The organism is Kitasatospora sp. NEAU-CNBT7 (assembly GCF_057220535.1).
In genome coordinates, this window is the sequence record NZ_JBXQQB010000021.1 from 66902 (window position 1) to 93770 (window position 26869).

Consider the following 26869-nt stretch of genomic DNA (forward strand, 5'->3'; position numbering starts at 1 on the left):
CCGTGTTTCAAACGAGAGCGCACCGCGGGGGTCGGCCGGCATCACTGCCACGTGCCGAACGGTGCTTTCCTCGCCCGAGGTTCGGCGCGCACCCCTGCGCGTAACCCTTGACCCGAGCTCGACTGAACCCACTATCGGTCACACACGGATACGAACATGACCACTAGGGATCTCAATTTGGTCACATGGGTGGCGAGTTGGTTTTGAGAAACGGACATTCAGGACATACACAGACAGGGTCGAAACGGACAGTTGTCATGAACGACGGTCTGTCACGTCCGATTAACGAACTACTGAATGGTCATCTTCCGGGTAGCGCCTACGCGCGTCGACCACGGAGCGTAAGAAAGGCGCCGCCGGCCACCCCGCCCCGAAGGGCGGAGGGCCGGCCGGCGCCGCTACCGCGTCAGTTCTTCTTGGCGCGCGAGGCCGTGCGGCCGCGCTCCTTCTGGTCCAGGACGACCTTGCGGATACGCACGGTCTCCGGGGTCACCTCGATGCACTCGTCCTCGCGGCAGAACTCCAGGGACTGCTCCAGCGAGAGCTTGCGCGGCGGCACCAGGTTCTCGGTGGTGTCCGAGGACGCCGCACGCATGTTGGTGAGCTTCTTCTCCTTGGTGATGTTGATGTCCATGTCGTCCTGGCGCGAGTTCTCGCCGACGATCATGCCCTCGTACACCTCGGTGGTGGGCTCCACGAACAGGGTGCCGCGCTCCTGGATGCCCATCATCGCGAACGGCGTCACGACGCCCGCGCGGTCGGCCACCAGGGAGCCGTTGTTGCGCATCCGCAGCTCGCCGAACCACGGCTCGTGGCCCTCGAAGATGGAGTGCGCGATGCCGGTGCCGCGAGTGTCGGTGAGGAACTGGGTCCGGAAGCCGATCAGACCGCGCGAGGGGACGATGAACTCCATGCGCACCCAGCCGGAGCCGTGGTTGGTCATGGTCTCCATGCGGCCCTTGCGGGTCGCCATCAGCTGGGTGATGGCGCCGAGGTACTCCTCGGGGCTGTCGATGGTCATCCGCTCGACCGGCTCGTGCACCTTGCCGTTGACGAGCTTGGTGACCACCTGCGGCTTGCCGACGGTCAGCTCGAACAGCTCCCGGCGCATGGTCTCGACCAGGATGGCCAGCGCCAGCTCGCCACGGCCCTGGACCTCCCAGGCGTCCGGGCGGTCGGTCGGCAGCACGCGCAGCGAGACGTTACCGATCAGCTCGCGGTCCAGGCGGTCCTTGACCATGCGGGCGGTGACCTTGTGGCCCTTGCCGCCCTTGCCGACCAGCGGCGAGGTGTTGGTGCCGATGACCATCGAGATGGCCGGCTCGTCGACCGTGATCAGCGGCAGCGCGACCGGGTTCTCCAGGTCGGCCAGGGTCTCGCCGATCATGATGTCCGGGATGCCCGCGACGGCGCAGATGTCGCCGGGGCCGGCCACCTCGGCCGGCTTGCGGGTGAGCGCCTCGGTCATCAGCAGCTCGGTGATCTTGACCTGCTGGATCGAGCCGTCCCGCTTGATCCACGCGACCTGCTGGCCCTTGCGCAGCTCGCCCTGCTCGACGCGGCAGAGCGCGATGCGGCCGAGGAAGTTGTCCGCGTCCAGGTTGGTGACGTGGGCCTGCAGCGGCGCGTCCTCGTCGTACGACGGGGCCGGGACGTGCTCCAGGATGGTCGAGAAGAACGGCTCGAGGGAGTCGCTGTCGGCCGGGACGGTGCCGTCCTCCGGCTTGGTCATCGAGGCGACGCCGTCACGCGCACAGGCGTAGACGATCGGGAACTCGATCTGGTCCTCGGTGGCGTCGAGGTCCAGGAAGAGGTCGTAGGTCTCGTTGATGACCTCGGCGATCCGGGCGTCCGGACGGTCGGTCTTGTTGATGCAGAGGATGACCGGGAGCTTGGCGGTCAGCGCCTTGCGGAGCACGAAGCGGGTCTGCGGCAGCGGACCCTCGGACGCGTCGACCAGCAGCACGACGGCGTCGACCATCGACAGACCGCGCTCGACCTCGCCACCGAAGTCGGCGTGGCCGGGGGTGTCGATGATGTTGATCGTGATCGGGGCGCCACCCTCCTTGGGGTGGTACTTGACGGCCGTGTTCTTCGCGAGAATCGTGATGCCCTTCTCGCGCTCCAGGTCGTTCGAGTCCATCATCCGGTCGTCGAGGTGCTGGTGGGCGGCGAAGGCGCCGGCCTGCTTCAGCATGGCGTCGACCAGCGTGGTCTTGCCGTGGTCGACGTGGGCGACGATGGCAACGTTGCGGATGTCATTGCGCGTGGGCATGCGGAGCGAACTCTCCCGAAATCGTGGGTTACGGCGCCCCGGCTGCGACCCTGCGACCTGACGACCCCTGTTGATCGCTGCCGCCGTACCGCCTGCTACTACCGGTCCACCTGCCGGGCACGACATGCCACGGCTTGTTCCTATCGTACGGGGAACCACCCACCGGGGCCGAAACGGAGGGCCCCGAGGGGGTCAAGATCACAACTGGATCACCGCTCTTCCACCCCTTGATCCGCTGCCCCAACCTGGCGGGATGAAGAAATCACCCCGTACCGGGAGACCCGGAAACACCCGGTCCGGCTTCCGCTGGCCCTTCTACCTGGTGATCGGCGCGGCGGTCGGCGTCACCCTGCTGACCCGGCAGGACGGCGGCTCCGGCGGACCCGACCCGCTGCTGGACGGCCTCGGCGCCGGGCTCGGCGTCCTGCTCGGCCTGCAGTTCGTCCTCGCCTTCCAGCTGCTGCTCGGCCGCGCCGGCGGCGTGGCCCCGACCGCTCTCGCCCTCGGCTTCGGCGCCCGGGTCACCACCGTGCGGGTCGGCGGGATGGCGCTCACGGTGCGCCGGATCCCCGTCCCGTTCCTGTCGGCCGACAGCACCGTGGTGGCCGGGCCCCGGCTGCGGGTACGGCTGTGGCTGGCCACCCTGGTCTCCGTCGCGGTCCCGCTCACCAGCGCCGGCCTGCTGATCATCGCCACCTCCGGCTTCCCCCGGGCGCTCGGCTTCGGCCTGCTGACGCTGCCCGCACTGTCGCTGACCCTGCTCGCCAGGATCCCGCTGACGGCCGGCTGGATCCTGTTCCTGATGCCGCTGCGCCCCGGCGCGCTGGAGGCCCTCGCGACCGGCCCGGACGAGCTGGCGGGCGGCCGGGCGCTGCGCCTGGGCCGGCTCGGCGAGGCCCGCGCCGCGCTCGACCGGGCACCGGCCGACGGCACGCCGCGCCTCGCCTCGGCCCAGCTGCGGGCCCAGGTCACGCTCGGCGAGGGCCGGTACCAGGAGGCCGCCGCCGCGGCCTACCAGGCGGCGGCGCTGGCCACGCACCCCAGGATGTCCGCCCTCGCCCACCACCTGCGGGCCGCCGCGCTGGTCGGCGCCGCGGAGACCGGCGAACTGCCGCCGCCCGAGTACCTGCCCCGGCTCGCCGAGTCGCTCGGCCTGGCGCACGCCGCGGTCCCGCTGCTGACCCGCTACCTGGGCACCCGCGCCGACCAGGCCCTGCTGGAGGGCGACCGCGACGCCGCGCTCGCCCACGCCCGGACCGCCGCCAAGCTCGCCACCGACGCCTTCTGGCAGGCCAACGCCGAGTGCTCGACCGCCGCCGCGCTGGCCGCCCTCGGCCGCCCCGACGAGGCCCGAACCGCCCTGGACCGGGCCCGGCGGGCGATGCCGGAGCTGGCCCGGATCGAGATCGTGGCCGGCCGGATCGGGCTGATGGAGGTCACCCCGGTCGGCCCGTGAGACCGGCCGGGCGGTGAGACCGGCCGCGCCCGGGCGGCCCCCGGTCAGCCCTTGAGGAAGCCGACGTCCTGGAAGCGCGGCGCGCCGAAGCCGTACGCGCCGGCGCCCGCCACCGTGTTGCGGACCGCCACCAGGTCGGGCCGCTGGTAGAGCGGCACCGAGTGGGCGAGCTGCCAGATCCGGGCGTCGGCCTCCTGCACCAGGTCGCGCTGGACGCCCGGGTCCAGTTCGCCGGCGGCCTTGTCGAAGAGCTGGTCGATCTCCTCGCTGCCGGTGCGCGCGTAGTTCAGGCCCACCACCGGCACGCCGTCCGCGCCCGGCCTGGGCTTGGCGTACAGCGCCCGCTCGTCGCCCGGGTAACCGGTGGACGGCCAGGAGAACAGCGCCAGGTCGAAGTCGCCGGTGGCCAGGTGCTGCGACACGAAGGTGTCGGGGGCGACCGGCTGCGGCTTGACCGCGATCCCGGCCGCGGTGAGCTCGGACGCCAGCTCGTCCGCCGTGCGGCGGGCGGTGGCGGGGCCGTCCGGGAGCAGCAGGGTGAGGCTCAGCTCCTTGCCGTCCTTGCTGCGGGTGGCGCCGTTCAGCGGCCAGCCCGCCTGGTCCAGCAGTTCGGCGGCCGGGGTGGTGCCGAGGGCGGCGCTGTTGTCCCGGTAGCCGTCCTGGTCGTTCATCAGCAGGTGGTTGCCGAGCGCCGCGGCCTTCACACCGAGCGGGCCGAGCGCGGCGGTGGCGGTCTTCTGCCGGTCGACCGCGCGGGCGACCGCCCGGCGGACCACCGGGTCGGTCAGCGGGCCGCGGGTGGAGTTCAGCGTCAGCTGGGTGAAGGCCGGAGCGGCGGCCCGGTGCAGGGTCAGGCCGGGCAGTGCCTCGGCCCGCTTCAGCGCCTGCGCGGAGGCCTCCGCAGCGGCGGCCGCGTCCGGCGGGGCGGCGCCGGCGCTGTCCGCCGGGACGGCGCGGTCGACCGAGGAGGTCAGCGCGGCGATGTCCAGCTTGTCCTGGTCCAGCGCGTCCAGCCGGTCGGCGGCCGGGACGGCGACGAAGTCCAGCTCGTCCGCCTTGACCGGGTCGCCCCACCAGTGCGGGTTGCGGGCCAGCACCACCTTGCCGGCGGCCTTGTCGTACGAGGTGACCGTGAACGGTCCCGCCGAAGTGCGGAAGGTGTCCGCCAGCGGCTGGTTGAAGGCCTGCGCGGTGCCGGTCACGGCGGCCGGGTAGAGCGGGCTGAACAGCTCCCGCCAGGCCGCGTACGGCTGCTTCAGCACCACCCGGACCTCGTGCGGGTCCGCGCCCTGGGTGACCGAGTCGATCTGGGCGTAGCCGCCCGGGTGGTCGGTGAGGTACGCCGGGTCGGCGCCGGAGAGCGCCTTCCACTGGGCGGTGAAGTCGGCGGCGGACAGCGGGGTGCCGTCGCTCCAGGCGGCGTTCGGGTTCAGCCGGTAGGTCACCGTCTGCGGGCTCTGGCCGGGCGGGGTGGACTCGGCGCCGGCCAGGTAGTCGGGGTCGGCGACGGGACGGGCCCGGGTGTCCAGCCGGAACAGGCTGGGCAGCAGGGCCCCGGCCAGCAGCGCGGAGTCGGCGGTGGCCTCCGGCTGGTGGACGTTGAGGGTGGCCGGGACGGCGTCCACGGCCCAGCGGAGCGTGCCGCCGTCGCGGACCGTCGAGCGGTCGGTGCCGCCCAGGTCGGCGGCGCCGGGGGCGGGCGCGGGGTCGTCCGAGCAGCCTGCTGCCGTCGTGGCGAGCAGGGCCGCGAGGGCTGCCGCGGCGAGCTGGGTGGCGCGCATGCGTTCCTCCGTCCGAACACACAGGTGGATCACCACTGAAGGCCACCCCCCGCGGCCCACCCCGCCGCCACGACGGACACTCCCCCACGAACCACCCACCCGGCCGAACCCCACACCCGGGGAGCGCCCCTCAGGGGCGCTGGGGGCACCCCCGGCCGAAGGCTGGGGGCGGAACTGCGCGGGACGGAAGGCCTCGTGCCTGCCAGGTGCCGTCGGCGTTCACCTGCACGTCGCTGTCTTCCGCCCTCGCGCAGTTCCCCGCGCCCCTGTCGGGTGCCCCGGTGCCCCAGCGCCCCCACGGAACCCCCCGGACGGGGGCCTCAGAGGGCCAGTTCGAACCAGACGATCTTGCCCTTGGGGGTGCGGCGGCTGCCCCAGCGTTCGGCGAGGAGGCTGACCAGCTGGAGGCCGCGGCCGCCCTCGTCGGTCTCCTGGGCGCGGCGCTGGCGGGGCTGGGCGTAGCCGTCGTCCCAGACCTCGCAGACCATGGTGCGGTCCTTGAGCAGCCGCAGCCTGATGTCGCCGCGGCCGTGCCGCAGCGCGTTGGTGACCAGTTCGCTGACCAGCAGCTCGGTGGTGTCGACGAGCTCGTCGAGGCCGCGGGTGAGCAGCCAGCCGCAGGCGAGTTCGCGGGCCTTGGCGACGGAGGTGAGGTGGGGCGGCAGCTTCCAGTCGCCGACCGAGTCCTCGGCGAGCGGGACGACCTTGGCCATCAGCAGGGCGATGTCGTCCTCCCCGTGGTGCGGGTTGAGCTCGTCGAGGACCTCGTCGCAGAGCTGCTCGAGCGCGCGGGAGCCGTTCTGGAGCGCCTCGCGGAAGGCCCGCAGTCCCTCGTCGAGCTGGTGCTTGCGGGACTCGACCAGGCCGTCGGTGTAGAGGCCGAGGATGGCGCCCTCGGTGAGGGTGACCTCGACCTCCTCGAAGGGTTCGCCGCCGACGCCGAGCGGCAGGCCGGGCGGGACCTCGAGCATCCGGGCCGGCTCGCCGGGGCTGAGCAGAGCGGGCGGCAGGTGGCCGGCGTTGGCGAAGACGCAGCGCTGCTTGACCGCGTCGTAGACGGCGTACACGCAGGTGGCGAGGTAGACCTCGGAGATCTCCTCGCCGAGCTGGGTGTCGTCGCCGAGGCCGCGGGCGATCTCGTCGAGGGCGGAGAGCACCTCGGCGGGGTCGAGGTCGAGCATGGCGAGGGTGCGGACGGCGGTGCGCAGCTGGCCCATGGCGACGGCGGCGCGCAGGCCGCGGCCCATCACGTCGCCGATGACCAGGGCGGTGCGGCTGCCGGGCAGCGGGATGACGTCGAACCAGTCGCCGCCGACCTCGGTGTTGTTGTTGCTGGGCAGGTAGCGGCGGGCGATCTCCAGGCCGCTGGCGGCGGGCTTGCCGGGGGGCAGCAGGCTGCGCTGGAGGATCAGGGCGCGTTCGTGCTCGCGGCGGTAGAGGCGGGCGTTGTCGACGCAGACGGCGGCGCGGGCGACCAGTTCCTCGGCGATGGCGACGTCGCGGGCGTCGAAGGGTTCGCTGCCGATCGCGCGGGAGAGCTGGACCAGGCCGAGGACCTGGTTGCGGGCGACCAGCGGGACGACCAGCGTGGAGCGCAGCAGCGGGTCGGGGCCGGGCTGGGGCACGGTGGAGCGGCCGGTGCGCAGGGCGCGGGCGTGCGGGGAGCGGGGCGGGTAGCAGAGGGTGCCGCCGGCCTCGGCGACCTGGACGGTGCCGCCCTGGTTGCCGAAGACCGAGGAGGCGTTGCCGACGCTGCTGCGGACGGCGACCCGGCGCAGTTCGCCGCAGCCGTCGAGGACGCCGGGGCGGCCGGTGAGCGGGCCGGCGTCGCCGGTGAGCAGGGCGGTGTACAGGTCGACGTTGGCGACGTCGCAGAACTGCGGGACGATCACGTCGAGCAGTTCGTTGGCGGTGGTCTCCAGGTCGAGGGTGGAGCCGATGTGGCTGCTGGCCTCGTTGAGGAGGGCGAGGTTGCGGCGGACGCCGGCGGCCTCGCGTTCGGCGATGTGCCGGCTGGTGACGTCCTGGACCTGGCCGGCCACGCCCATGGGGTGGCCGGCGGCGCTGTTGAGCCGGTAGAGCGAGATCGACCAGGCGCGGTTCTCGTCGCGGCGGGTGTGCTCGCGGCCGTCGGTGACGGAGCGGGCGACCGGGACGGAGCCGCTGAAGCGCAGGTCGAGGATGGGGGCGCCGCTGGCGAGGACCTTGCGCAGGGCGGCGGTGAGGCGTTCGGCGTCGCCGGCCGGGAAGAGGTCGGCCGGGCCGAGGCCCTGGAGGGCGGGCGGGGCGAGGCCGACGGCGGCGGCGAAGGCGTCGTTGACGCGCTGCAGGGTGAGCTGCGGGTCGAACAGGAAGAAGCCGGTGGGCGTCTGCCCGAAGACGGCCTCGGAGGCGGCGAGCTCGGTCTCGACGGTGCGCAGCCGGCCGAGGTCGACGGCCAGGCAGGTGGCGCCGGGGGCGTCGCAGCCGGTGCTGGCGGGCATCACGTACAGCTCGGCGAGGCCCTCGCCGCCGGCGGTGTCGCGGTAGGGGGCGGTGCCGACCCACTCCTCGCCGCCGAGGATCCGCTCCAGCCGGGCCCGGCCGCGCTGCCAGAGCTCGCGCGGGACGAAGGTGGTGATCGGGTCGGCGCCGACCGCGTCGGTGGCGGGGACGCCGAAGAACTCCGCGGCGCGGTCGCTCCACTGGCTGATCCGGCCGTCGGGGCCGATCGCGAAGGTGGCGACCCGGATGTAGTCGTAGATCGATCCGGCCGGGCCGTGGCCCCAGCCTGCGGGCGCGGGTGCGGGGACCGGGCGCCGTGCCCCGATCGGGGCGCCCGGCTGCCCGGGCACGGCGGCATGACCGCTGCCACTCGTGGCGTTCCGCGCCGGAAGACTGTTCAACGGACCGACCCCTCCAACCCGTGCCCATCCGGATGTCGAGAAGACCGAATATTCGAAGTCCGAGTATTCATCATCCGGGCACGGGCGCACACGTCCCTGACATCACAACATCGAATCGGGCAGTTGAACCCCGGTGTCCGGGTCAAAGTGGTAAGGCTCGTCCGGGTGTTCGACCAGCGGGAGTTCGAACCAGACCGCCTTGCCCATGCCCTCGGAGCGGGCGCCCCAGTGCAGGGCGAGCCGGCGGACCAGTTCGAGGCCGCGGCCGCCCTCGTCGGCCTCGGCGGCGTGCCGCTCGCGGGGCGGGTCGGGCAGCGGGTCGGAGATTTCCACGAGGAGCGTCTCGCCGAGGGTCAGCCGGACCCCGATCGGGGCGCTGGCGTACCGGACGGAGTTGGTGACCAGCTCGCTGACCAGCAGCTCGGCGGTGTCGGTGAGGTGCTCGACGCTCCATTCGGCGAGCGCGCCGCGGACCAGCCGGCGGGCCCGGGAGACGGCGGTGGGCTCGGCGGGCAGCGTCCAGCCGGCGGTGGGGACGCCGGCCTGTCCGCGGCCGAGCCGGGCCAGCAGCAGCGCCACGTCGTCCGGCTCGCGGCCCTGCTCCATGGTGTCCAGCACCGCCTCGCAGGCCTGCTGGATCGAGGCGTACGGCTGTTCGAGGACGCTGAGCAGCCGGCCGAGGCCGACGTCGAGGTCCTTGTCGCGGGACTCCACCAGGCCGTCGGTGCACATCGCCAGCAGGCTCCCCTCGGGGATCTCCACCTCGATCGACTCGAACGGGACCCCGCCCACCCCCAGCGGCGCGCCGGAGGGCAGGTCCAGCACCTGGCCGACCCCGCCGGGCAGCGGGCCGCCGCTGCGGGCCGGCGCCTCGGTGCCGTCGTCCTTCGGGACGATCAGCACCGGCGGGATGTGGCCCGCCTTGGTGGCCACCAGGCGGCCGGTGGCGGGGTCGAAGACGGCGTAGACGCAGGTCGCCAGGAGCGCCTCGTCCGGGCCCTGGGCGAGGTCGTCGGCGAGTTCGTGGACGTGCCGCAGCAGGACGTCCGGCGGGAGGTCCAGCCCGGCCAGGGTGCGCACCGCGGTGCGCAGCCGGCCCATCGTGGCGGCGGCCCGCAAGCCGTGGCCCATCACGTCGCCGACCACCAGCGCGGTGCGGTCGCCCGGCAGCGGGATGACGTCGAACCAGTCGCCGCCGACCTCGGTGCCGCTGCTGCCGGGGACGTAGCGGTAGGCCACCTCGACGCCGGTGGGCTGGGGCACCTGCTGGGGCAGCAGGGTGCGCTGCAGGGTGAGCGCGGCGGTGCGTTCGCGGGCGTACAGCCGGGCGTTGTCGAGCGAGGAGCCGGCCCGGTCGGCGAGCTCGACGGTGAAGGCCAGGTCGTCCCGGTCGAAGCCCTCGCGGTACCCGGCGCGGCTGACCACCAGCAGTCCGATCACGATGCCGCGGGCGCGCAGCGGTACCACCAGCCGGGAGTGCACCCCGAGCTCGTGGGCGGCCTGCACCTTGGGGTCGCCCGGGTAGCTGAGGTCGCTCAGCTCGTCGCTGCCGGAGAGCAGCTCCGGCACGCCGCTGCGCAGCACCCGTCCGAACGCGGAGTCCTCGGAGAAGGTGATCCGGGCGCCGCGGCGCAGCATCGCCTCGACCTCGGGGCCGTCCTGGACGGAGGCCACCCCGAGCTGGAGCAGCGAGGTGCGGCGGTCGTGGCCGTGCCGGGGCAGGTCGTCCCCGTGGGCGACCGCCTGGAGCAGGATCACGCCGGCGTAGTCGGCCAGCCGGGGCACCACCGCGCCGGCCAGTTCCTGGGCGATCCGGGAGGCGTCGAGCAGGTCCCCGACCCGGGAGCCGAACTCGTTGAGCAGCGAGAGGCGGCGGCGGGCGTGCTCGACCTTGGCGACCGCCCGGTAGCGCTCGGTCACGTCCATCACGGTGCCGGAGATGCCGAGCACCCGGCCGGAGCGGTCGGTCATCCGGCTGTAGGAGATCGAACGGAAGCCGGAGCGGGCGGTCAGCGGTGAGGCGAGGGTGACGTCGATCACGGGTTCGCCGGTGGCCAGCACCTGGCGCTGGATCGCGGTGATCTCGTCGGCGGCCCGCTCGGGCAGGGTCTCGCCGGTGGTGCGTCCGACGTGGTCCTCGGCGAGGACGCCGTTCATCTCGGCCAGGGTCTGGTTGACGGCGGTGTAGCGCAGGTCGGTGTCGAGGATCGCGATGCCGAGCGGGGACTGTTCGAACAGGGCGTCGCGGACCGCGAGGTCGCGCTCGACGGCCCGCAGGGTGGCCGCGTCGGCGAGGGCGACCTGGAGGAACGGCGTGCCGTCGCCGTCGACCAGCAGCGAGATCCGGGCCTCCACCGGGACCTGGGCGCCGTCCCGGTCGGCGAGCTCGGTGAAGCCGTGCCAGCGGCCGAGGCGCAGGGTCTCCGCGATGGCGGCGCGGGCCTGGGCGACCAGCTCCGGGTCGCCCATCAGCTCGTCGATCAGCCGGCCCACCAGCACCTCGCTGGGCCAGCCGAGCATCTCCTCGGCGGCGGGGCTCCAGAGCACCACCCGCCCGCCGGTGTCCAGGATCGCGATGGCGACCTTCACCACGTCGAACAGGCTGCCGCCGTCGCGCTCGGCGGGCAGCCGGGCCGGGGCGCCCTCGCGCGGGGCGGCGGTGTTGGCGGGGGGCGTGCCCGGGTAGGCCAGGGTGGGGCGCCCGCGTCCGGAGACGGCCGCGGGCGCGACGGGTTCGCGCGCGGGCTGCTCGGCCGGCTCGGGCTCCGCGGCGGCGCCGGGTGGCCGGGCGGGTCCGCGCAGGCGGGCCCGGGCGGCCGCGCCACCGGGGAGGCGGCCACCGGAAAGACGGCCACCGCGCAGGCCGGGCCGGGAGGCGCGGCGCGAGCCCCGCCCGGGGAGTCCCCGGGCCCGCCGCTCTCCCTCGCCGCTTCCCGTGCTCACCACCTACGGGGCCTCCGGCTTCCGGGCGGCGCACCACGGCGGGACGCCGGGGTGCGGGCAGCCGCCGCGCGGCGTCCGGTCCGGGCCCACCGGGCCGGGCTCACCGATCGTGACGAATGCTGCCGAACAGTGACATACCCCACTGGAGCCGGGCCTACCCCGGCATACGGGTCGTCTTTACGGCGTGACCTGCCTGGACCAACGCCCGGCGGCGCTCACCGCGCCGGACCGCCCAGCAGGGCGGCGACGTGCGGCAGGACCTCGCGGTCGTGCTCCAGCCAGTCGACGTCCTCCAGCTCGTCGGGGCCGAGCCAGCGCAGCTCCGAGTGGTCCTCCAGCGGGCGCGGCTCGCCGTCGACCAGTTCGGCCGCCCAGATCCGCAGCTCCAGGCCGGCCCGGATCGGCCAGCGGCCCGGCAGCTGCCGCAGCGCCCGCGCCCGGATGCCCAGTTCCTCCAGCAGCTCGCGCTCCAGCGCCTGCTCCTGGCTCTCGCCGGGCTCGGCCTTGCCGCCCGGGAACTCCCAGTAGCCCGCCACCTCGGGCGGGGCGCTGCGCCGCGCCGCCAGTACCCGGCCCCGGTGGATGAGGGCCCCACCGACCACGATCCGCGTCTCCATGGCCCACGACCCTATGCGGACTCGCGCTCCACCCAGTACAGCTGCTTGTGGCCGCGGGCCTCGAACTCGGCGGCGAGCTGCTCGGCGGCCGCCCGGGTCAGCCCGCCCGCCACCAGGTACCGGTTGCCGTTGTCGTCCTGGCGCATCACCCGAAAGGTCTCCACACCGCGACGGTACCGGGCCCGGCCCGGTGGGGGACGGGCCGGGCCCGGAGCAGAACTCCGACCGTAGGCACGGCTTGCTACCGCCGGGTACGGAGGTGGTTAACAACAGGTAAGGCGCGCGTCGCGCCTGCCGCCCGGAGAGTGCTCCGGTGCGGTGCTCCGACGGGCGGCGCGAGACTACCGGAGTGCGCCAGGGTTGGACGTACCGTCGGCGAACGCGCGGCAAACTAGCGGCGACACACCGTCCCGCCCCTTGGGACGGCGGGATCGGCGCTCGACCGGGCGGTCCGGGCGCGCGGACAATCGCAGCCATGGGAAAGACCTACGAACACATCGACGACCGCCTGCGGAAGTTCATCGAGAGTCAGCCGGTCTTCTTCACCGCCACTGCCCCGCTCGCCGCCGACGGGCACGTCAACCTCTCCCCCAAGGGGCGGTCCGGCACCCTCGTGGTGCTGGACGAACTCACCCTGGCCTACCTGGACTTCGGCGGCAGTACCGCCGAGACCCTGGCGCACCTGCGGGAGAACGGCCGGATCACCCTGATGTGGTGCGCCTTCGAGGGCCCGCCGACCGTGCTGCGGGTCCACGGGCGCGGCGAGCCGGTGTTCCGGGACGACCCGCGGTTCGCCGGGCTGCTCGGGCGCTTCCGCCCGGAGGCGGACGGCGCGGGCCTGCGCGCGGTGGTCCTGGTCACCGCGGAACGGGTGAGCGACTCCTGCGGGTTCGCCGTCCCGTACCTGGACTACCGCAGCGACCGGGAGCTGCACGCCCAGCACTTCGGCCGCAAGAGCGACGAGGAGTTCCGCGCCTACTGCGAGGGCAAGCCGTACGTCGGCACCAGCCTGGACGGGCTGCCCGCGCTGCCCATGCCGCTGCCGCCCCGGCCGGTCTGATCCGGCGGGGGCGGCAGCGGGCGCGCCGGGGCGCGCCGGGGTCGGCCGCGGGGCGTCAGCCGATGGTGAACCAGGTGGTGCGGGACTTCTTCCACTCCGGGTGGGTCAGGTCCTTGGCCTCGGTGCCGTCGTTGTAGAGGTCCGCCGAGCCGTCGTCGGTGATCAGCTGGGCGCGCGCGCCGGGCACCGACAGGTCCGGGACGTCGACCACGGCCTCCCAGCCGCCCGCGTCGCTGGTCGGCAGGTCGAGCACCTTGACCGGGGCGTCCGAGGGCTGCCCGGTCCAGCGGTAGAGCGCGTACGGGTCGGAGTTGTCGTCGGCGGCCCAGGAGCCCGCCACGATCAGGTACTGGCCGGCCGCGTTCTTGCGGATGTCACGGACCGACAGGCCGCCGAGGTCCAGCGTGACCGGGGTGCCGAAGGTGGCGTGCACCGAGCCGCCGGCCAGCTTGTCGAGGTTGGTGACGGGCACCAGCAGCGCCTTGCCGCCGTTCGCCGGCGGCACCAGCGGCGCCCGGAAACCCACGTACGCGGTGGTGGTGGAGCCCGGCGCGAACTCCAGGCCCTCCACGTTGAAGCCGTCGATCTCCTTGGGGATCTCGCCCGCGGCGGAGCCGGCCGCGAAGCCGTACCGGTTGCCGTTGGCCTTGTCCCAGGCGATCAGGTCGGCCCGCAGCCCCTTGTACGAGCCGCCGAGCGCCAGCTGGGTGGCGGCGCCGGAGCCGGTCACCGTGGTGGTGAACAGGGTGGCCCGGTCGGCCTTGATCTCGCCGTCCTTGTTGTTGCCCAGCGAACCCAGCCAGTAGATCGTGTTGCCGACCCGGGTGGCCGCCTCGATGTCGATCTCCTTGGAGACGCCGAGCGCCGAGGAGAAGTCCCAGGTGCGCACCGGCGCGCCGGAGGCGTTGCGGTCGTACAGCCGCAGCACGTTGGACTCGTCGTCGGCGACCACGATGTAGCCGCCGCCCGCGTCCACCGCCGCCGAGGCGTCGCTGGAGCCGGTCAGGTAGCGGGCGTCCGCCGAGTGCTGGACGGCGGCCGAGGCCGCGTAGTGCAGCGTCTTGGTGGCCGTCTTGCCGCCGAGACCGGTGACCTTGACCGTCAGGTCGGTGTAGCCGACCCCGCGCGCGGCGACCGTCAGGGTGCGGGTGCCGGTCGTGCCGGTCACCGACACGTCGGTGGTCTTCGCCACCGAGGACTTGCTGGTGGCCGAGGCGGCGACGGTGAGCGCGGAGGCGTCCGCGCCGCTCTGCGCGACCGTCACGGTGACCGTCGGGTCGCCGGTGGCTCCCACGGCGCCGGACAGGTAGGCCGCCGACAGGGAGATGGTGGGGGTGCCGTAGCTCGCCGCGGTGGCGGGAGCGGCGAGCGCGGGTACGGCGGCGAGCACGAGTGCTGCCGCGGCGAGACCGAGCGAGCTGGGACGGGACACCTGATGGCCCTTCGACGGACGGGGGATGCGAGGACCGGACCAGGGTGGTGGCGGCGGGCGAACGGCGGAGATACAACGGCCGGTGGTTCGGCGAACAGCTCACCGCGAGCGGTGGCGCGGGGCGCGGGCCGTAGCGCGGGGCGCGAGTCGTAGCGTGGGGGTGAACCGCCAGCCCGCACCGACAGATCGGACCGGTCCATGCCCGCCGCCGCACGCCCGTACGTCCTGCTGAGCGCCGCCGTCTCGGTCGACGGCCGCCTCGACGACGCCGGCCCCGAGCGGCTGCTGCTCTCCAACGCCGAGGACTTCGACCGGGTCGACCGGCTGCGGGCCGGCTGCGACGCGATCCTGGTCGGCGGCAACACCCTGCGCCGCGACAACCCCCGGCTGCTGGTCAACTCCGCGGACCGCCGGGCGGCCCGGGAGGCGGCCGGGCGGCCCCCGTACCCGCTGAAAGTCACCCTGAGCGCGAGCGGCGACCTGTCGGCCGGGCTGAACTTCTGGCACACCGGCGGCGCCAAGGTCGCGTACACCACCGATGCCGCCGCGCCCCGGCTGCGGGCCGCGCTGGCGGGACTGGCGGACGTGGTGGCGGCGGGCCCGCAGGTCGGGCTGGGAGCCGTGCTGGACGACCTCGGCGCGCGCGGCGTCGAGCGGCTGATGGTCGAGGGCGGCGGCAGCGTGCACACCCAGTTCCTGGCCGAGGGGCTGGCCGACGAGCTCCAGCTGGCGCTCGCCCCGCTGCTGGTCGGCCAGGCGGACGCGCCGCGCTTCCTCGGCACCGCCGACTTCCCGGGCGGACCCGGGCGGCGGATGCGGCTGCTGGAGGCACGTACGGTGGGGGACGTCGTCCTGCTCAGGTACGCCCCGAAGGAGTCCACCCCGTGACCAGCGAGCTGCAGTGGCTGACGCGCGCCGTCGAACTGTCCCGCAACTGCCCGCCGTCCACGACCGCGTTCTCGGTCGGCGCGGTGATCGTCGGCGCCGACGGCGAGCTGCTCAGCGAGGGCTGGAGCCGGGAGGGCGACCCGAACGACCACGCCGAGGAGGCCGCGCTCGCCAAGCTGCCGGCCGGCGACCCGCGCCTGCGCGGTGCGACCGTGTACAGCTCGCTGGAGCCCTGCGGGCAGCGCGCCTCCCGGCCGCTGACCTGCGCGCAGCGGATCATCGCGGCCGGGGTCCCGCGGGTGGTGGTGGCCTGGCGCGAGCCGGACCTGTTCGTGACGGCCTGCCAGGGCACGGCGCTGCTCACCGCCGCCGGGGTCGAGGTCGTCGAGCTGCCGGAGCTGGCGGAGGCGGCCCGGGCGGTCAACGCGCACCTGTTGGGGCGATGAGTTTGTATTCTGGGGGAACAAACCAGCTCCCAGGAGGTACCCGGATGTCCGCCACCACCCCGCCGGCCACGGCCCCGACCGCCACCACGGGCAACCCCACGACGCTGCCCGCCCGGGCGCTGCTGCTCGACATGGACGGCACCCTGGTCAACTCCGACGCGGTGGTCGAACGCTGCTGGCGCCGCTGGGCCGCCCGGCACGGTCTGGACGGGGACGCCGCGATGAAGGTGGTGCACGGCCGCCAGGGCCACCTCAGCATGGCCATCCTGCTGCCCGACCGCCCGATGGAGACCAACCTGGCGGAGAACCGGCAGATGCTCGCCGAGGAGACCGCCGACGTCGACGGCGTGATCCCGGTCCCCGGCGCGGAGTCCTTCCTGGCCGCCCTGGCCGGTCTCCCGCACGCCCTGGTCACCTCCGCCGACGAGGCACTCGCCCGGGTCCGGATGGGCGCGGCCGGGCTGCCGCTGCCCGCACTGCTGGTCACCGCCGAGTCGGTCGGCGCCAGCAAGCCCGACCCCGAGGGCTTCCTCAAGGCCGCCGCCGAACTCGGCGTCGACCCGGCCGACTGCATCGTCTTCGAGGACTCCGAGGCCGGGGTGGCGGCCGGCCGCGCGGCCGGCATGCGCGTGGTGGGCGTCGGCCCGCGGGCCGCGGCCCACCGGCCGACCGCCCACGTCGCCGACCTGACCGCCGTCACCGTCCGGGCGGACGGCGACGGCGGGATCGTGCTGCTGCTCGGCTGACGGGGCGCCTGGCGACCCGGTGACCCGGCGGGTGCCAGGGTGACCCGGCGGGTGTCAGGGCGCCGCGGGCGGGAGGACGGCGTTGGCGAGCCCCAGCACGTACTTCATGTCCGCGCCGCCGACATCGGTGGGGTTGAACGAGTACACGATCGTGCGGGCCAGGTCGCGGGTGGCGAACACCCCGCTGGTCCAGCCGGGGCGGGTGCCGGTCTTGCCCCACAGGTCGACGCCGTTGAGCACGGTGTGCTCCAGCCCCATGCTCATGCAGGCCCGCCCCGCGTCGGGACCGGCCGCGCAGTGGCTGCTGCTGCGGTTGGGCACGTCCGGGACGGTGAACAGCAGCTTCTGCTGCGCGGCGGGCAGCAGCCGGCCCCGGAACAGCGCCGTCACGAAGCGGTCCAGGTCCGGCGCGCTGGAGATCAGCCCGCCCTCCGCCCACGGGAACGGGCTCTGCTCGGTGACGTCCACCCGCCGGGTGCCGCCGCTGCCGTCCGGCACGCTCAGGTAGGCCCGGGCGGACGGGCGGGCGAGCAGCGGATCGTCCGCGGCGGGGACGTCGGTGTCCCGCAGGCCCAGCGGGCGGATGATCCGGCTGCGCACCTCGTGCGCGTAGCTGTGGCCGGTGACCTTCTCGATCAGCAGGCCCGCCACGAAGGTGTTCATGCCGTTGTACTGCTGCGCGGTGCCCGGCTCGAAGCTCATCGACTGGCCCGCCATCGAGCCGACCACCTGCTGCGGGGTGAGGCTCTGGAACCGGTGCTCGGCGAACCAGGCGTTGGAGCCGTCGCCCCAGCCGTCCCCGGTGCCGTTCGGCAGGCCGCTGGTGTGGTTCAGCAACTGCCCCACCGTGACCGGCGCCAGGCCGGCGGGCAGCACGCCCGGCAGGTAGCCCTGCACGGGGGCGTCCAGGTCGAGGCGGTGCTCGGCGGCCAGTTGGAGCACCACGGTCGCCGTGAACACCTTGGAGATGCTGCCGATCCGGAACCGCCCGTCGACGTCGACCGGTCGGCCGGTCGCCAGGTCCCCCTCGCCCCAACTCGTGCTGTACTGCCCGGCGCTGCCGCTCAACCGCAGCAGCGCGCCGGTCAGATCGGCGTTCGGCAGCGCGGGCACCGCCCGCCGGATCGCCGCCCGGTCCAGCGGCGGCAGCTTCACCCGTGCCCCCTGCCCGTCCGCGGTCGCGGCAGCCACCGCGCCCGCTCCGGTGGGCTCGGCCGCCAGGGCCGGCGCGGCCGCCCCCGCGGTGAGTGCCACGAGCAGCGCGCCGGTGGCGGCGATCGTCGACCAACGGGTGCGGTTCACCTTCGAGTTCATACCTGCGTTCCCCCGGTTCCGGTACCTCCGGGCCGGCCTCCCCGACCCCGCCACCCACCCTGCCGGCACCCCGCCGCCGAACCATCGGGGATCGCCCCCGAACCAACCCGGACCGGCCCATGACACGACGTCAGGGTCACCCTGGACCCGCCCGAGCCTGACCGGACCACCCCGGGCCGACGCGGACACACTCGCGCCCTTCTCCCGCGCCGCTCGGAGACGGCCTGCCTGGAGCGCAGCCACGGCAACGCACGCCGAAGGCCGAGGGCCGCTACCGTGAAGCCATGACCGCACTGCCCGACTGGATGCGCCCGCCGCGCGCGGAAGGCTGGTTCGCGGAGGATCTCGACCGCCTCCCCGAGGCGCCGCGCCATACCGAGCTCATCGACGGAGCCCTCGTCTTCATGATGTCGCCCCAGCGGTCCTGGCATGGCCGCCTCGTCACCACCCTGGCCACAACGCTCATGGCACAGGCACCGGCCGGGTTCGAGGTCGAGCGGGAGATGACCATTCGCCTCGACGCCCGCAACCGCCCCGAGCCTGACCTCCTGCTGACCGACCTGCCCTACGACCCCGACCGCACCTGGTACGCCCCCGAGGATGTCGCGCTCGTCGTGGAGGTCGTGTCACCCGAGTCCGCCCACCGCGACCGCACGGTAAAACTCCGCAAGTACGCCGAAGCCGGAATCCCTCACTACTGGTGCATCGAAGAGGAGAACGGGGCGCCCGTGGTCCACGTCTACGAGCTCGACGGACCGACCACCGCCTACGCCCCCGCCGGAATCTTCCGCGGCACCCTCCAGCGCCCGGTGCCCTTCGGGATCCGCGTGGACCTCGACGGTCTCACACCGCCCCGCACCAGCTGAGGGGCCGGCACGGCGACCACTCCCGACCTGCGGGGGCGACGCTCCGACTGCACATCGCAGCGGAACTCCCGGCACAGGCCATCGTCCTGCCGTCCTGGCACGACGCCCTGGCCGGCTCCCGGCCCCCGGCTCTCAACTCCGACCACCTCGAGGACCACCCGGACCACCCCGCCGTCCGCGACCGCTTCCTCGCCGCACTCCGGCTCCCGCCGGCCACCGACCGGGAAGTCCTGGACCGCCTGCTCACCACCGCCGCCCGCACCGTCCCCGACGGGTTCCTCCCCCACGTCCCCGGCGAGGAGGAGCCCGCCTTCGAGCCGATGCTCGAACCGTCCGCGGAGTAGCAGCACGGCGAAGGGGCCGGACTCCACGGAGTCCGGCCCCTTCGCGGCCCGCGCGCGCGAGGCGTCGACTACTCGTTGAAGGAGGCCTACCATTCCCACGAACGCCTATTGTGTACACATGGGACACTCGGTACACTTGGGCGCATGACGCAGCCGCTGCCCATAGAGTCCATCCGCGACGTGCGTGCACACCTCGCCGAGGTCGTGGAGCGTGCCGACCGGGACGACGTGCCCACGGTGATCACACGCCGCGGCAAGGAGGTCGCCGCCGTCGTCTCCATCGAAGTGCTGCGCAAGTACCAGGAGTGGGAAGAGCGCGAGATCAACCGGATCATCGACGAGCGCATGGCCAACCCCGCACCAGGTATCCCGATCGAGGACATCATGAGGGAGACACTGGCGCGCAGTGAGTGAGTACCGAACCGTCTTCCGCCCCGAGGCGCAGGCCGAGCTTCGGAAGATCCCCCGCGACATGGCACTGCGCATCCTGGCCAAGCTGACCGAGCTGGAAAGCGATCCGCTCGGCTTCAACACCACCGCACTCGTGTCCCAGCCGGAGCGTCGCCGCCTGCGAGTCGGCGATTACCGCGTCGTCTACACGATCGACAACGGGGAGCTGGTGGTCTGGGTCGTTCACGTGGGACACCGGTCCACAGTCTACGAGGCATGATCGCCACCGACCCTGCGCCAGAACATCCAGCACCCATCCAGCACGGCGACGGCGAAGGGGCCGGACTCGACGGAGTCCGGCCCCTTCCGGCCTGGCGAGGCGTCGACTACACGTTGAAGCGGAACTCCACCACGTCGCCGTCCTGCATGACGTACTCCTTGCCCTCGATGCGGGCCTTGCCCTTGGCGCGGGCCTCGGCGATGGATCCGGTCTCGACCAGGTCGTCGAAGGAGATGACCTCCGCCTTGATGAAGCCCTTCTGGAAGTCGGTGTGGATGACTCCGGCGGCCTCGGGGGCGGTGGCGCCCTTCTTGATGGTCCAGGCCCGGGTCTCCTTGGGGCCGGCGGTGAGGTAGCTCTGGAGGCCGAGGGTCTCGTAGCCGACGCGGCCGAGGGTGGCCATGCCGGTCTCCTCCTGGCCCATGGACTGGAGGAGTTCGAGGGCCTCGTCCTCGTCCATGCCGATCAGCTCGGACTCGATCTTCGCGTTGAGGAAGATCGCCTCGGCCGGGGCGACCAGCGCGCGCTGCTCGTCCTTGAAGGCCTCGTCGGTCAGCTCGTCCTCGTCGACGTTGAAGACGTAGAGGAACGGCTTGGTGGTGAGCAGGTGCAGCTCGCGCACGGAGGAGGCGTCGAAGCCGACCTCGAAGAGCGTCTTGCCGGACTCCAGGACCTTCTGGGCCGCCTCGGCCGCCGCCAGGGTGGCCGCCGACTCCTTCTTCAGTCGGGCCTCCTTCTGCAGGCGGGGCAGCACCTTCTCGATCGACTGCAGGTCGGCGAGGATCAGCTCGGTGTTGATGGTCTCGATGTCGTCCTTGGGCGAGACCTTGCCGTCCACGTGCACCACGTCCGGGTCGACGAAGGCCCGGATGACCTGGCAGATCGCGTCCGACTCGCGGATGTTGGCGAGGAACTTGTTGCCCAGCCCCTCACCGACCGACGCGCCGCGCACGATGCCGGCGATGTCCACGAAGTCCACCGTCGCGGGCAGGATGCGCTGCGAGCCGAAGATCTCGGCGAGCTTGGCCAGCCGGGCGTCCGGGACGCCGACCACGCCGACGTTGGGCTCGATGGTGGCGAACGGGTAGTTGGCCGCCAGCACGTCGTTCTTGGTCAGGGCGTTGAACAGGGTCGACTTGCCGACATTCGGCAGACCGACGATTCCGATCGTGAGCGACATGTAGCGATGTCCCGTGGGCTTGGAGGGAGGTGGAACGGCACCGGTCCGGGCCGATCCCCCAGTCTACGGGGCGCCGTCACGCGGACCGGTCGGGCTCCGGGATCCGCTCCAGGAACTCCAGCCGGTTGCCGAACGGGTCCGCCGAGTGGAAGCGGCGGTACCCGGGGAGGCCGGAGTCCCACCGCACCGGGCTGCCGTGCTCCGCCAGCCGGGCCGCCAGCGCGTCCAGCGAGCCGACCAGGATGCCGGGGTGCGCCTTGGGCGAGGGCACGTGACCGTCGACCGCCCCGAGGTGCACCTCGACCCCGCCGCCCCGGAACCAGCAGCCCCCGCGGGCCGCCAGTACCGGCGGCTTCGCCAGCTCGGCCATCCCGAGCACGCCCGCCCAGAACTCCCGGCAGCGCTCCTCGGAGCCCCGCGGCACGTCCAGCTGGACGTGGTGCAGCCGCTCGAACGTGAAGTCCCCCATGCCGGGTCCCGTGCCTGTCGCCATGCCGGTCCGCCTCTCCCCCGGCCGGAGACCTTAGCCCCCTTCCGGACACGGGGGAAGCAATCCGCGGGCATTACACAGTGTGGCGATGATCGGACCGTACGTTGGTCGGGTGGAGCAGAGCATCCGTACCCAGCCGCCCGGGCCGAGACGGCGGCCGCCGACCCCGGCCGCCGCCGAGGCCGCCGTACCGGGGCCCGCCACGCCCCCCGACTCCCGGCTGCGCACCGCCTCCGGCCCCCGCCCCCGTACCGCGCCCCGGATCCGGCTGCGGCTGCCGGCCGCCCCGCGGCGGCGCGGCGGCCGGCCGACCCGGCTGACCGCGGTCGGCACCGGGGTGGTCGCGGTGCTGGCCACGCTGGCGGTGGCGCTGGTGGACCGGCTGCTGTTCGGCGGCCTCGGGGTGCTGTTCGGGCTGGGCTACCTGGCGGTCTGCTTCCAACTGGCGGTGCGGGTACGGCTGTCGGACCTGCCGGCCGCGCCGATCAGCGGTCCGATCGCGTTCGCCGCCGCCCTGGTGCTCTGCCAGCCGGACCCGGCGCACGGGATCACCGGGCACGTGGTGTCGCTGGCCGCCGGGCTGGCCCTGCGGGCCGGGTGGCTGTTCGCCGGCACCGGGCTGGCCGTACTGATCGTCGGCGCCCGCTTCCTCGCCCAGCGCCGGATCCGCCGGAGCCGGTGACGGCCGCGGCCACAGTCACAGCCGCAGCCGCAGTCACCTAGGACTCCGCCGACGCCCCGGCCCCGGCCCTACCCACGGCCCCGGCCCCGGCCCGCCGCTCAGCCGGATTTGGCGGCGGCCATCGCCGCGCCGACGATGCCCGCGTCGTTGCGCAGCTCGGCCGGGACCACCTCGGCCTCGCGCCGGGTGAGCAGCGGCAGGAACTTCTCGTGCTTGCGGCTCACCCCGCCGCCGATGATGATCAGCTCCGGCGAGAACAGCCGCTCGACCATGCCGAGGTACTCGTCCACCCGTTCGGCCCACTGCGGCCAGCTGAGGTCGTGCCGCTCCCGTGCGGCCGAGGCGGCCCGGTGCTCGGCGTCCTTGCCGCGCAGCTCCAGGTGGCCGAGTTCGGTGTTGGGCACCAGGGCGCCGTCCACGAAGAGCGCGCTGCCGATGCCGGTGCCGAAGGTGAGCACCAGGACCACCCCGCCGTGCCCGTGCCCGGCCCCGTAGGTGAGCTCGGCGAGGCCGGCGGCGTCGGCGTCGTTGAGCACGGTGGCCGGCAGGCCGAGGGCGTCCGAGAACAGGCCGGCGGCGTCCTCGCCGATCCAGCGCTTGTCCACGTTGGCGGCCGTCCGGGTCTGTCCGCCGACCACCACGCCCGGGAAGGTCAGCCCGACCGGGCCCTGGTGGCCGAAGTGTCCGACCACCTCGGCGACCGCCGCCACCACCGACTCCGGGGAGGCGGGGTGGGGCGTCAGCACCTTGTGTCTCTCCTGGGCCAGCGCACCGCGTTCCAGGTCGACCGGCGCGCCTTTGATGCCGGAGCCGCCGATGTCCACACCGAAGACCGTCGTCATGCCGCAGCCACCCTCCGTTTTCCACAGCCTGTGCACAAAAGTACGGGCGCAGGACCGCCCCCGCCTGCTGATACCCCGGGTGCGCCGACACGACGCCGGTACGACGCCGGTACGCCGCCGGCCCGGTGGCCGGACCGCACCGCGCCGGGACAGCACGGAGCGCGGGACAGCACGGAGCCCGGGACCCCGTGGGCCCCGGGCTCGGTGGGAGGAGCGGGAGGGAGCGGCAGAGGCCGGCAGGGCTCAGAGCCGGCCGGCGGCCTCGGCGCGCAGGTCGCGGCGGAGCTCCTTGGGCAGCGAGAAGATCAGGTGCTCCTCGGCCGTCTTGACGGTCTCCACGTCCGCGTAGCCGCGCTCGGCCAGGAACGCGAGCACGCCGTCGACCAGGATCTCCGGCACCGAGGCGCCGCTGGTCAGGCCGACCGTGGTGACGCCCTCCAGCCAGGCCTCGTCGATCTCGTCGGCGAAGTCGACCAGGTACGCGGCCTTGGCGCCGTACTCCAGGCCGACCTCGACCAGCCGGACCGAGTTGGAGGAGTTCTTGGAGCCGACCACGATCAGCAGGTCCGTCTCGGGCGCCATCTGCTTGACCGCGACCTGGCGGTTCTGGGTGGCGTAGCAGATGTCGTCGCTGGGCGGGCTGACCAGCAGCGGGAAGCGCTTCTTCAGCTCGCCGACGGTGGCCATGGTCTCGTCGACCGACAGGGTGGTCTGGGACAGCCAGACCACCTTGGACTCGTCGCGGACCTGCACGTTGGCGACGTCCTCGGCACCGTCCACCAGGTGGATCCGGTCCGGGGCCTCGCCCATCGTGCCGATGACCTCCTCGTGGCCCTCGTGGCCGACCAGCAGGATGTCGTAGTCCTCGTCGGCGAAGCGCACGGCCTCCTTGTGCACCTTGGTCACCAGCGGGCAGGTGGCGTCGATGGTGGCGAGCTTGCCGGCCTTGGCCTCGTCGTGGACGGCCGGGGCGACGCCGTGGGCCGAGAAGACCACGATCGAGCCCTCCGGGACCTCCTGGGTCTCGTCGACGAAGATCGCGCCGCGCTTCTCCAGGGTCTGCACGACGTACTTGTTGTGGACGATCTGCTTGCGGACGTAGATCGGTGCCCCGTACTGCTCCAGGGCCTTCTCCACGGCGATCACGGCGCGGTCGACGCCCGCGCAGTAGCCCCGGGGGGCGGCGAGCAGGACACGGCGCTGAGCAGTGGTGGACATGGCTCCATCGTACGGGCGGCGGCGGGGCGGGCCAACGCGTGTCGCCGCTCGGACGCGAAGCGGCGGAACCGATCGGCGAAGGTGATCAAATGGGCGGGGTGAACGAGGAAGCCGGGTCGGGCGGGTCGGACGGTCTGCGGCGCACCCTCGGCGTGCGGGACCTGATGGTCTACGGGCTGCTGTTCATCGCCCCGATGGCCCCGGTCGGCGTGTTCGGGGTGCTGGACGCGAAGAGCCACGGCGCGGTCGCGGCGGTGTACCTGGCGGCGACGGTGGCGATGGGGTTCACCGCGCTGTCGTACGCCGAGATGGTGCGGGCGGTGCCGCGGGCGGGGTCGGTGTTCGCGTACGCACGGGCCGGGCTGGGCGAGGCGCCGGGGTTCGTCGCCGGGTGGATGGCGATGCTGGACTACCTGCTGATCCCGGCGGTCGCGTACCTGTTCTCCGGGATCGCGCTGAACTCGCTGGTGCCGGGCGTGTCCCGGTGGGTGTGGACGGCGCTGGCGGTGCTGGTCACCACGGCGCTCAACCTGGCCGGGGTGCGGACGGCGGCCGCGGTGGGTTTCGCGGTGCTGGCGCTGGAGGTCGCGGTGCTGGCGGTGTTCACGGTGGCGGCGACGGTGGAGCTGGTCCGGCACGGCGCGGCCCGGGACTGGTGGTCGCCGCTGACCGCGGTGGGCGGTTTCTCCTGGTCGGCGGTGGTGTCGGCGGTGTCGGTGGCCGTGCTGTCGTACCTGGGGTTCGACGCGATCGCCTCGTTCGTGGAGGAGGCGGTGGGTGCTTCGGCGGCGGTCGCGAAGGCCGTGCTGTGGTGCCTGGCGCTGGCCGGGCTGCTGTTCGTGGCGCAGACCTACCTGGCGGCGCTGCTGGAGCCGATGAGCCCGCAGGAGCTGGCGGCCGACCCGGCGGCGCAGGGTTCGGCGTTCTACGACACGGTGGACTCGGCGGTCGGGCACTGGCTGCACACCCTGGTGGCGGCCGCCAAGGCGGTCGGTGCGGCGTTCGCGGCGCTGGCCGGGCAGGCGGCGGCCGGGCGGCTGGTGTTCGCGATGGCGCGGGAGGGCCGGCTGCCGCGGGTGCTCGGGGCGGTGGACGGCCGGTCGGGGGTGCCGCAGCGGGCGCTGCTGGCCGCGGCGGTGATCACCCTGGTGGCGGCGGTGTGGGCGGCCCGCCGGGACGACGGTCTCGACCGGCTGGCGTCGGTGGTGAACGTCGGCGCGCTGACGGCGTTCGTCCTGCTGCACGCGTCGGTGGTCGGGTGGTACGTGGTGCGGCGGCGGTCGCGGGCGTGGCTGCGGCACCTGGTGGTGCCGGTGCTGGGGATCGCGGTGCTGGTGGCGGTGCTCGTGGAGGCGTCGCACGTGGCGCAGGTGGTGGGCGCGGTGTGGCTGGCGGCGGGGCTGGTGGTGCTGGGGGTGCAGGGACGCCGGGGCGGGCGGCGGGGCTAGGCCCGCCCGCGGCGGCAGCGGGCTGTCGGGTGGCGGCGCTAGCCTCGTGGGCATGACCAACTCCAGCTCTCCCGAGGCGCCGATCCCGGTCGGCAAGGTGTCCGCGCTGATCGGCGGCTGGATCGACCGGCTGGGCGAGGTGTGGGTCGAGGGGCAGATCGCGCAGCTGAACCGGCGGCCCGGCGCGGGGATGGTGTTCCTGACGCTGCGTGACCCGGACCGGGACGTCTCACTGACCGTCACCTGCTTCCGGTCGGTCTTCGAGCGGGTGGCCGAGGTGGTGCAGGAGGGCTCGCGGGTCCTGGTGCACGCCAAGGCGGAGTGGTACACCGCGCGCGGCTCGCTGTCGCTGCGGGCGTCCGAGATCCGGCTGGTCGGGCTGGGCGAACTGCTGGCGCGGCTGGAGCAGCTGAAGAAGCGGCTGGCCGGCGAGGGCCTGTTCGCGGCGGAGCGCAAGCGCGCGCTGCCGTTCCTGCCGCACCGGATCGGGCTGGTCACCGGCCGCGGTTCGGCGGCCGAGCGGGACGTCCTGGAGGTGGCCCGGCGGCGCTGGCCGGCGGTCCGGTTCGAGGTGCGCAACGTCCTCGTGCAGGGTCCCAGTGCGGCGGGGCAGGTGGCGGCGGCGGTCCGGGAGCTGGACGCGGCGCCCGAGGTGGACGTGATCATCGTGGCCCGCGGCGGCGGCAGCGTCGAGGACCTGCTGCCGTTCTCGGACGAGGAGCTGATCCGTACCGTGGCGGCCGCCCGTACGCCGGTGGTGAGCGCGATCGGGCACGAGCCGGACCAGCCGCTGCTGGACTTCGTGGCGGACCTGCGGGCCGCCACCCCGACCGACGCCGCCAAGCGGGTGGTGCCGGACGTCGGCGAGGAACTGGCCCGGGTGCACCAGCTGCGGGACCGCGCCCGGCGGTACATCACCGGCCGGGTGGAGCGCGAGCAGGCGGGGCTGGAGGGGGTGCGCAGCCGGCCGGTGCTGGCCTCGCCGCACCGGCTGGTGGAGGGCCCGGCGGCGGAGGTGACGGCGCTGGTGGAGCGGGCCCGGCGGGTGCTGGGCCACCGGCTGGACCACGCCGAGACGGATCTCGGGCACACGCTGGCCCGGGTGGTGGCGCTGTCGCCGCTGGCGACGCTGGAGCGCGGGTACGCGGTGCTGCAGCGGGCGGACGGGACGGTGGTGACCGATCCGGCGCAGGTCGCGGCCGCGGAGCGGCTGCACGCCCGGGTGGCGGGCGGCGGCTTCGGGGTCACGGCCGACGGGGGCTGACGGCTCCGGATTGTCGGCGCGA

The 26869-nt window shown here is 73.7% G+C and carries 21 protein-coding genes and 1 pseudogene; 10 read left to right on the forward strand and 12 right to left on the reverse strand.

What is annotated here, in order from left to right; genetic code table 11:
• Positions 1-406: 406 nt before the first annotated feature.
• The gene (gene typA / locus AC2TEW_RS25165) at positions 407-2275 is read right to left on the reverse strand and encodes a translational GTPase TypA (protein ID WP_484625619.1); all 1869 of its coding nucleotides are present in this window, start codon (positions 2273-2275) and stop codon (positions 407-409) included.
• Positions 2276-2528: 253 nt separating this feature from the next.
• Between typA and AC2TEW_RS25170 the strand changes: the two genes are divergently transcribed.
• Positions 2529-3731 carry a hypothetical protein gene (locus tag AC2TEW_RS25170; protein WP_484625620.1) on the forward strand — a complete coding sequence of 401 codons (1203 nt, stop codon included), beginning with the start codon at positions 2529-2531 and terminating at the stop codon, positions 3729-3731.
• A gap of 44 nt (positions 3732-3775) precedes the next feature.
• Here the strand turns inward: AC2TEW_RS25170 and AC2TEW_RS25175 are convergent, their stop codons facing one another.
• The 5 genes from AC2TEW_RS25175 to AC2TEW_RS25195 all read right to left on the reverse strand — a co-directional run bounded on the left by AC2TEW_RS25175 (position 3776) and on the right by AC2TEW_RS25195 (position 12121).
• Complete coding sequence (locus AC2TEW_RS25175) at positions 3776-5512, reverse strand: ABC transporter family substrate-binding protein (protein WP_484625621.1); 1737 nt, start codon at positions 5510-5512, stop codon at positions 3776-3778.
• Between the two features lie 320 nt (positions 5513-5832).
• Entirely contained in the window at positions 5833-8346 is a 2514-nt protein-coding gene (locus AC2TEW_RS25180) for a SpoIIE family protein phosphatase (protein WP_484625622.1), read from the reverse strand.
• 153 nt (positions 8347-8499) lie between these two features.
• Positions 8500-11340, reverse strand: coding sequence for a SpoIIE family protein phosphatase (locus tag AC2TEW_RS25185; RefSeq protein WP_484625623.1), 2841 nt, complete (start codon positions 11338-11340; stop codon positions 8500-8502).
• A gap of 215 nt (positions 11341-11555) precedes the next feature.
• The gene (locus AC2TEW_RS25190; RefSeq protein ID WP_484625624.1) at positions 11556-11957 is read right to left on the reverse strand and encodes an NUDIX domain-containing protein; all 402 of its coding nucleotides are present in this window, start codon (positions 11955-11957) and stop codon (positions 11556-11558) included.
• Positions 11958-11968: 11 nt separating this feature from the next.
• Positions 11969-12121, reverse strand: coding sequence for a hypothetical protein (locus AC2TEW_RS25195; RefSeq protein ID WP_158515489.1), 153 nt, complete (start codon positions 12119-12121; stop codon positions 11969-11971).
• Positions 12122-12432: 311 nt separating this feature from the next.
• On the opposite strand from AC2TEW_RS25195, the gene AC2TEW_RS25200 reads away from it, so the two are divergent.
• The gene (locus tag AC2TEW_RS25200) at positions 12433-13017 is read left to right on the forward strand and encodes a pyridoxamine 5'-phosphate oxidase family protein (RefSeq protein WP_484625625.1); all 585 of its coding nucleotides are present in this window, start codon (positions 12433-12435) and stop codon (positions 13015-13017) included.
• A gap of 55 nt (positions 13018-13072) precedes the next feature.
• Here AC2TEW_RS25200 and AC2TEW_RS25205 read toward each other — a convergent pair whose 3' ends face one another.
• A complete protein-coding gene (locus AC2TEW_RS25205) occupies positions 13073-14407 on the reverse strand; it encodes a hypothetical protein (RefSeq protein WP_484625691.1) in 1335 nt (444 codons plus the stop codon).
• Positions 14408-14647: 240 nt separating this feature from the next.
• Between AC2TEW_RS25205 and AC2TEW_RS25210 the strand changes: the two are divergent.
• Positions 14648-15783, forward strand: a pseudogene (locus tag AC2TEW_RS25210) (dihydrofolate reductase family protein).
• 44 nt (positions 15784-15827) lie between these two features.
• Positions 15828-16529: an HAD-IA family hydrolase gene (locus AC2TEW_RS25215; RefSeq protein WP_484625626.1), complete on the forward strand. Its 702-nt coding sequence runs from the start codon at positions 15828-15830 to the stop codon at positions 16527-16529.
• 54 nt (positions 16530-16583) lie between these two features.
• Here the strand turns inward: AC2TEW_RS25215 and AC2TEW_RS25220 are convergent, their stop codons facing one another.
• The gene (locus tag AC2TEW_RS25220; RefSeq protein WP_484625627.1) at positions 16584-17831 is read right to left on the reverse strand and encodes a serine hydrolase domain-containing protein; all 1248 of its coding nucleotides are present in this window, start codon (positions 17829-17831) and stop codon (positions 16584-16586) included.
• A gap of 296 nt (positions 17832-18127) precedes the next feature.
• Between AC2TEW_RS25220 and AC2TEW_RS25225 the strand changes: the two genes are divergently transcribed.
• The 3 genes from AC2TEW_RS25225 to AC2TEW_RS25235 all read left to right on the forward strand — a co-directional run bounded on the left by AC2TEW_RS25225 (position 18128) and on the right by AC2TEW_RS25235 (position 19723).
• A complete protein-coding gene (locus AC2TEW_RS25225) occupies positions 18128-18709 on the forward strand; it encodes a Uma2 family endonuclease (RefSeq protein ID WP_484625628.1) in 582 nt (193 codons plus the stop codon).
• 488 nt (positions 18710-19197) lie between these two features.
• The gene (locus AC2TEW_RS25230; protein WP_007266282.1) at positions 19198-19467 is read left to right on the forward strand and encodes a type II toxin-antitoxin system Phd/YefM family antitoxin; all 270 of its coding nucleotides are present in this window, start codon (positions 19198-19200) and stop codon (positions 19465-19467) included.
• Positions 19460-19723, forward strand: a complete 264-nt coding sequence (locus AC2TEW_RS25235; RefSeq protein ID WP_484625629.1) for a type II toxin-antitoxin system RelE family toxin — start codon at positions 19460-19462, stop codon at positions 19721-19723. The genes AC2TEW_RS25230 and AC2TEW_RS25235 overlap by 8 nt, the downstream gene beginning before the upstream one ends.
• A gap of 106 nt (positions 19724-19829) precedes the next feature.
• Here AC2TEW_RS25235 and ychF read toward each other — a convergent pair whose 3' ends face one another.
• Both ychF and AC2TEW_RS25245 read right to left on the reverse strand, forming a co-directional pair.
• On the reverse strand, positions 19830-20903 hold the full coding sequence (ychF, locus tag AC2TEW_RS25240) for a redox-regulated ATPase YchF (RefSeq protein ID WP_484625630.1): 1074 nt from the start codon (positions 20901-20903) through the stop codon (positions 19830-19832).
• 76 nt (positions 20904-20979) lie between these two features.
• Positions 20980-21396, reverse strand: a complete 417-nt coding sequence (locus AC2TEW_RS25245) for a VOC family protein (RefSeq protein WP_484625631.1) — start codon at positions 21394-21396, stop codon at positions 20980-20982.
• A 109-nt stretch (positions 21397-21505) separates the two neighbouring features.
• On the opposite strand from AC2TEW_RS25245, the gene AC2TEW_RS25250 reads away from it, so the two are divergent.
• The gene (locus AC2TEW_RS25250) at positions 21506-22075 is read left to right on the forward strand and encodes a DUF6542 domain-containing protein (protein WP_484625632.1); all 570 of its coding nucleotides are present in this window, start codon (positions 21506-21508) and stop codon (positions 22073-22075) included.
• 98 nt (positions 22076-22173) lie between these two features.
• On the opposite strand, the gene ppgK is transcribed toward AC2TEW_RS25250, so the two are convergent.
• Complete coding sequence (gene ppgK, locus AC2TEW_RS25255) at positions 22174-22917, reverse strand: polyphosphate--glucose phosphotransferase (protein ID WP_484625633.1); 744 nt, start codon at positions 22915-22917, stop codon at positions 22174-22176.
• Between the two features lie 243 nt (positions 22918-23160).
• Complete coding sequence (locus AC2TEW_RS25260; protein WP_484625634.1) at positions 23161-24135, reverse strand: 4-hydroxy-3-methylbut-2-enyl diphosphate reductase; 975 nt, start codon at positions 24133-24135, stop codon at positions 23161-23163.
• Between the two features lie 89 nt (positions 24136-24224).
• On the opposite strand from AC2TEW_RS25260, the gene AC2TEW_RS25265 reads away from it, so the two are divergent.
• Complete coding sequence (locus tag AC2TEW_RS25265; RefSeq protein ID WP_484625635.1) at positions 24225-25583, forward strand: APC family permease; 1359 nt, start codon at positions 24225-24227, stop codon at positions 25581-25583.
• 52 nt (positions 25584-25635) lie between these two features.
• On the forward strand, positions 25636-26847 hold the full coding sequence (gene xseA, locus AC2TEW_RS25270; protein ID WP_484625636.1) for an exodeoxyribonuclease VII large subunit: 1212 nt from the start codon (positions 25636-25638) through the stop codon (positions 26845-26847).
• The last annotated feature ends 22 nt before the right edge of the window (positions 26848-26869 follow it).

Excerpts from the sequence above, each read along its gene's own strand:
- typA (WP_484625619.1), bottom strand. The coding sequence starts at position 2,275 with ATGCCCACGCGCAATGACATCCGCAACGTTGCCATCGTCGCCCACGTC.
- AC2TEW_RS25170 (WP_484625620.1), top strand. The coding sequence starts at position 2,529 with ATGAAGAAATCACCCCGTACCGGGAGACCCGGAAACACCCGGTCCGGC.
- AC2TEW_RS25175 (WP_484625621.1), bottom strand. The coding sequence starts at position 5,512 with ATGCGCGCCACCCAGCTCGCCGCGGCAGCCCTCGCGGCCCTGCTCGCC.
- AC2TEW_RS25190 (WP_484625624.1), bottom strand. The coding sequence starts at position 11,957 with ATGGAGACGCGGATCGTGGTCGGTGGGGCCCTCATCCACCGGGGCCGG.
- AC2TEW_RS25200 (WP_484625625.1), top strand. The coding sequence starts at position 12,433 with ATGGGAAAGACCTACGAACACATCGACGACCGCCTGCGGAAGTTCATC.
- AC2TEW_RS25215 (WP_484625626.1), top strand. The coding sequence starts at position 15,828 with ATGTCCGCCACCACCCCGCCGGCCACGGCCCCGACCGCCACCACGGGC.
- AC2TEW_RS25225 (WP_484625628.1), top strand. The coding sequence starts at position 18,128 with ATGACCGCACTGCCCGACTGGATGCGCCCGCCGCGCGCGGAAGGCTGG.
- AC2TEW_RS25230 (WP_007266282.1), top strand. The coding sequence starts at position 19,198 with ATGACGCAGCCGCTGCCCATAGAGTCCATCCGCGACGTGCGTGCACAC.
- ychF (WP_484625630.1), bottom strand. The coding sequence starts at position 20,903 with ATGTCGCTCACGATCGGAATCGTCGGTCTGCCGAATGTCGGCAAGTCG.
- AC2TEW_RS25245 (WP_484625631.1), bottom strand. The coding sequence starts at position 21,396 with ATGGCGACAGGCACGGGACCCGGCATGGGGGACTTCACGTTCGAGCGG.
- ppgK (WP_484625633.1), bottom strand. The coding sequence starts at position 22,917 with ATGACGACGGTCTTCGGTGTGGACATCGGCGGCTCCGGCATCAAAGGC.
- AC2TEW_RS25260 (WP_484625634.1), bottom strand. The coding sequence starts at position 24,135 with ATGTCCACCACTGCTCAGCGCCGTGTCCTGCTCGCCGCCCCCCGGGGC.
- AC2TEW_RS25265 (WP_484625635.1), top strand. The coding sequence starts at position 24,225 with ATGGGCGGGGTGAACGAGGAAGCCGGGTCGGGCGGGTCGGACGGTCTG.
- xseA (WP_484625636.1), top strand. The coding sequence starts at position 25,636 with ATGACCAACTCCAGCTCTCCCGAGGCGCCGATCCCGGTCGGCAAGGTG.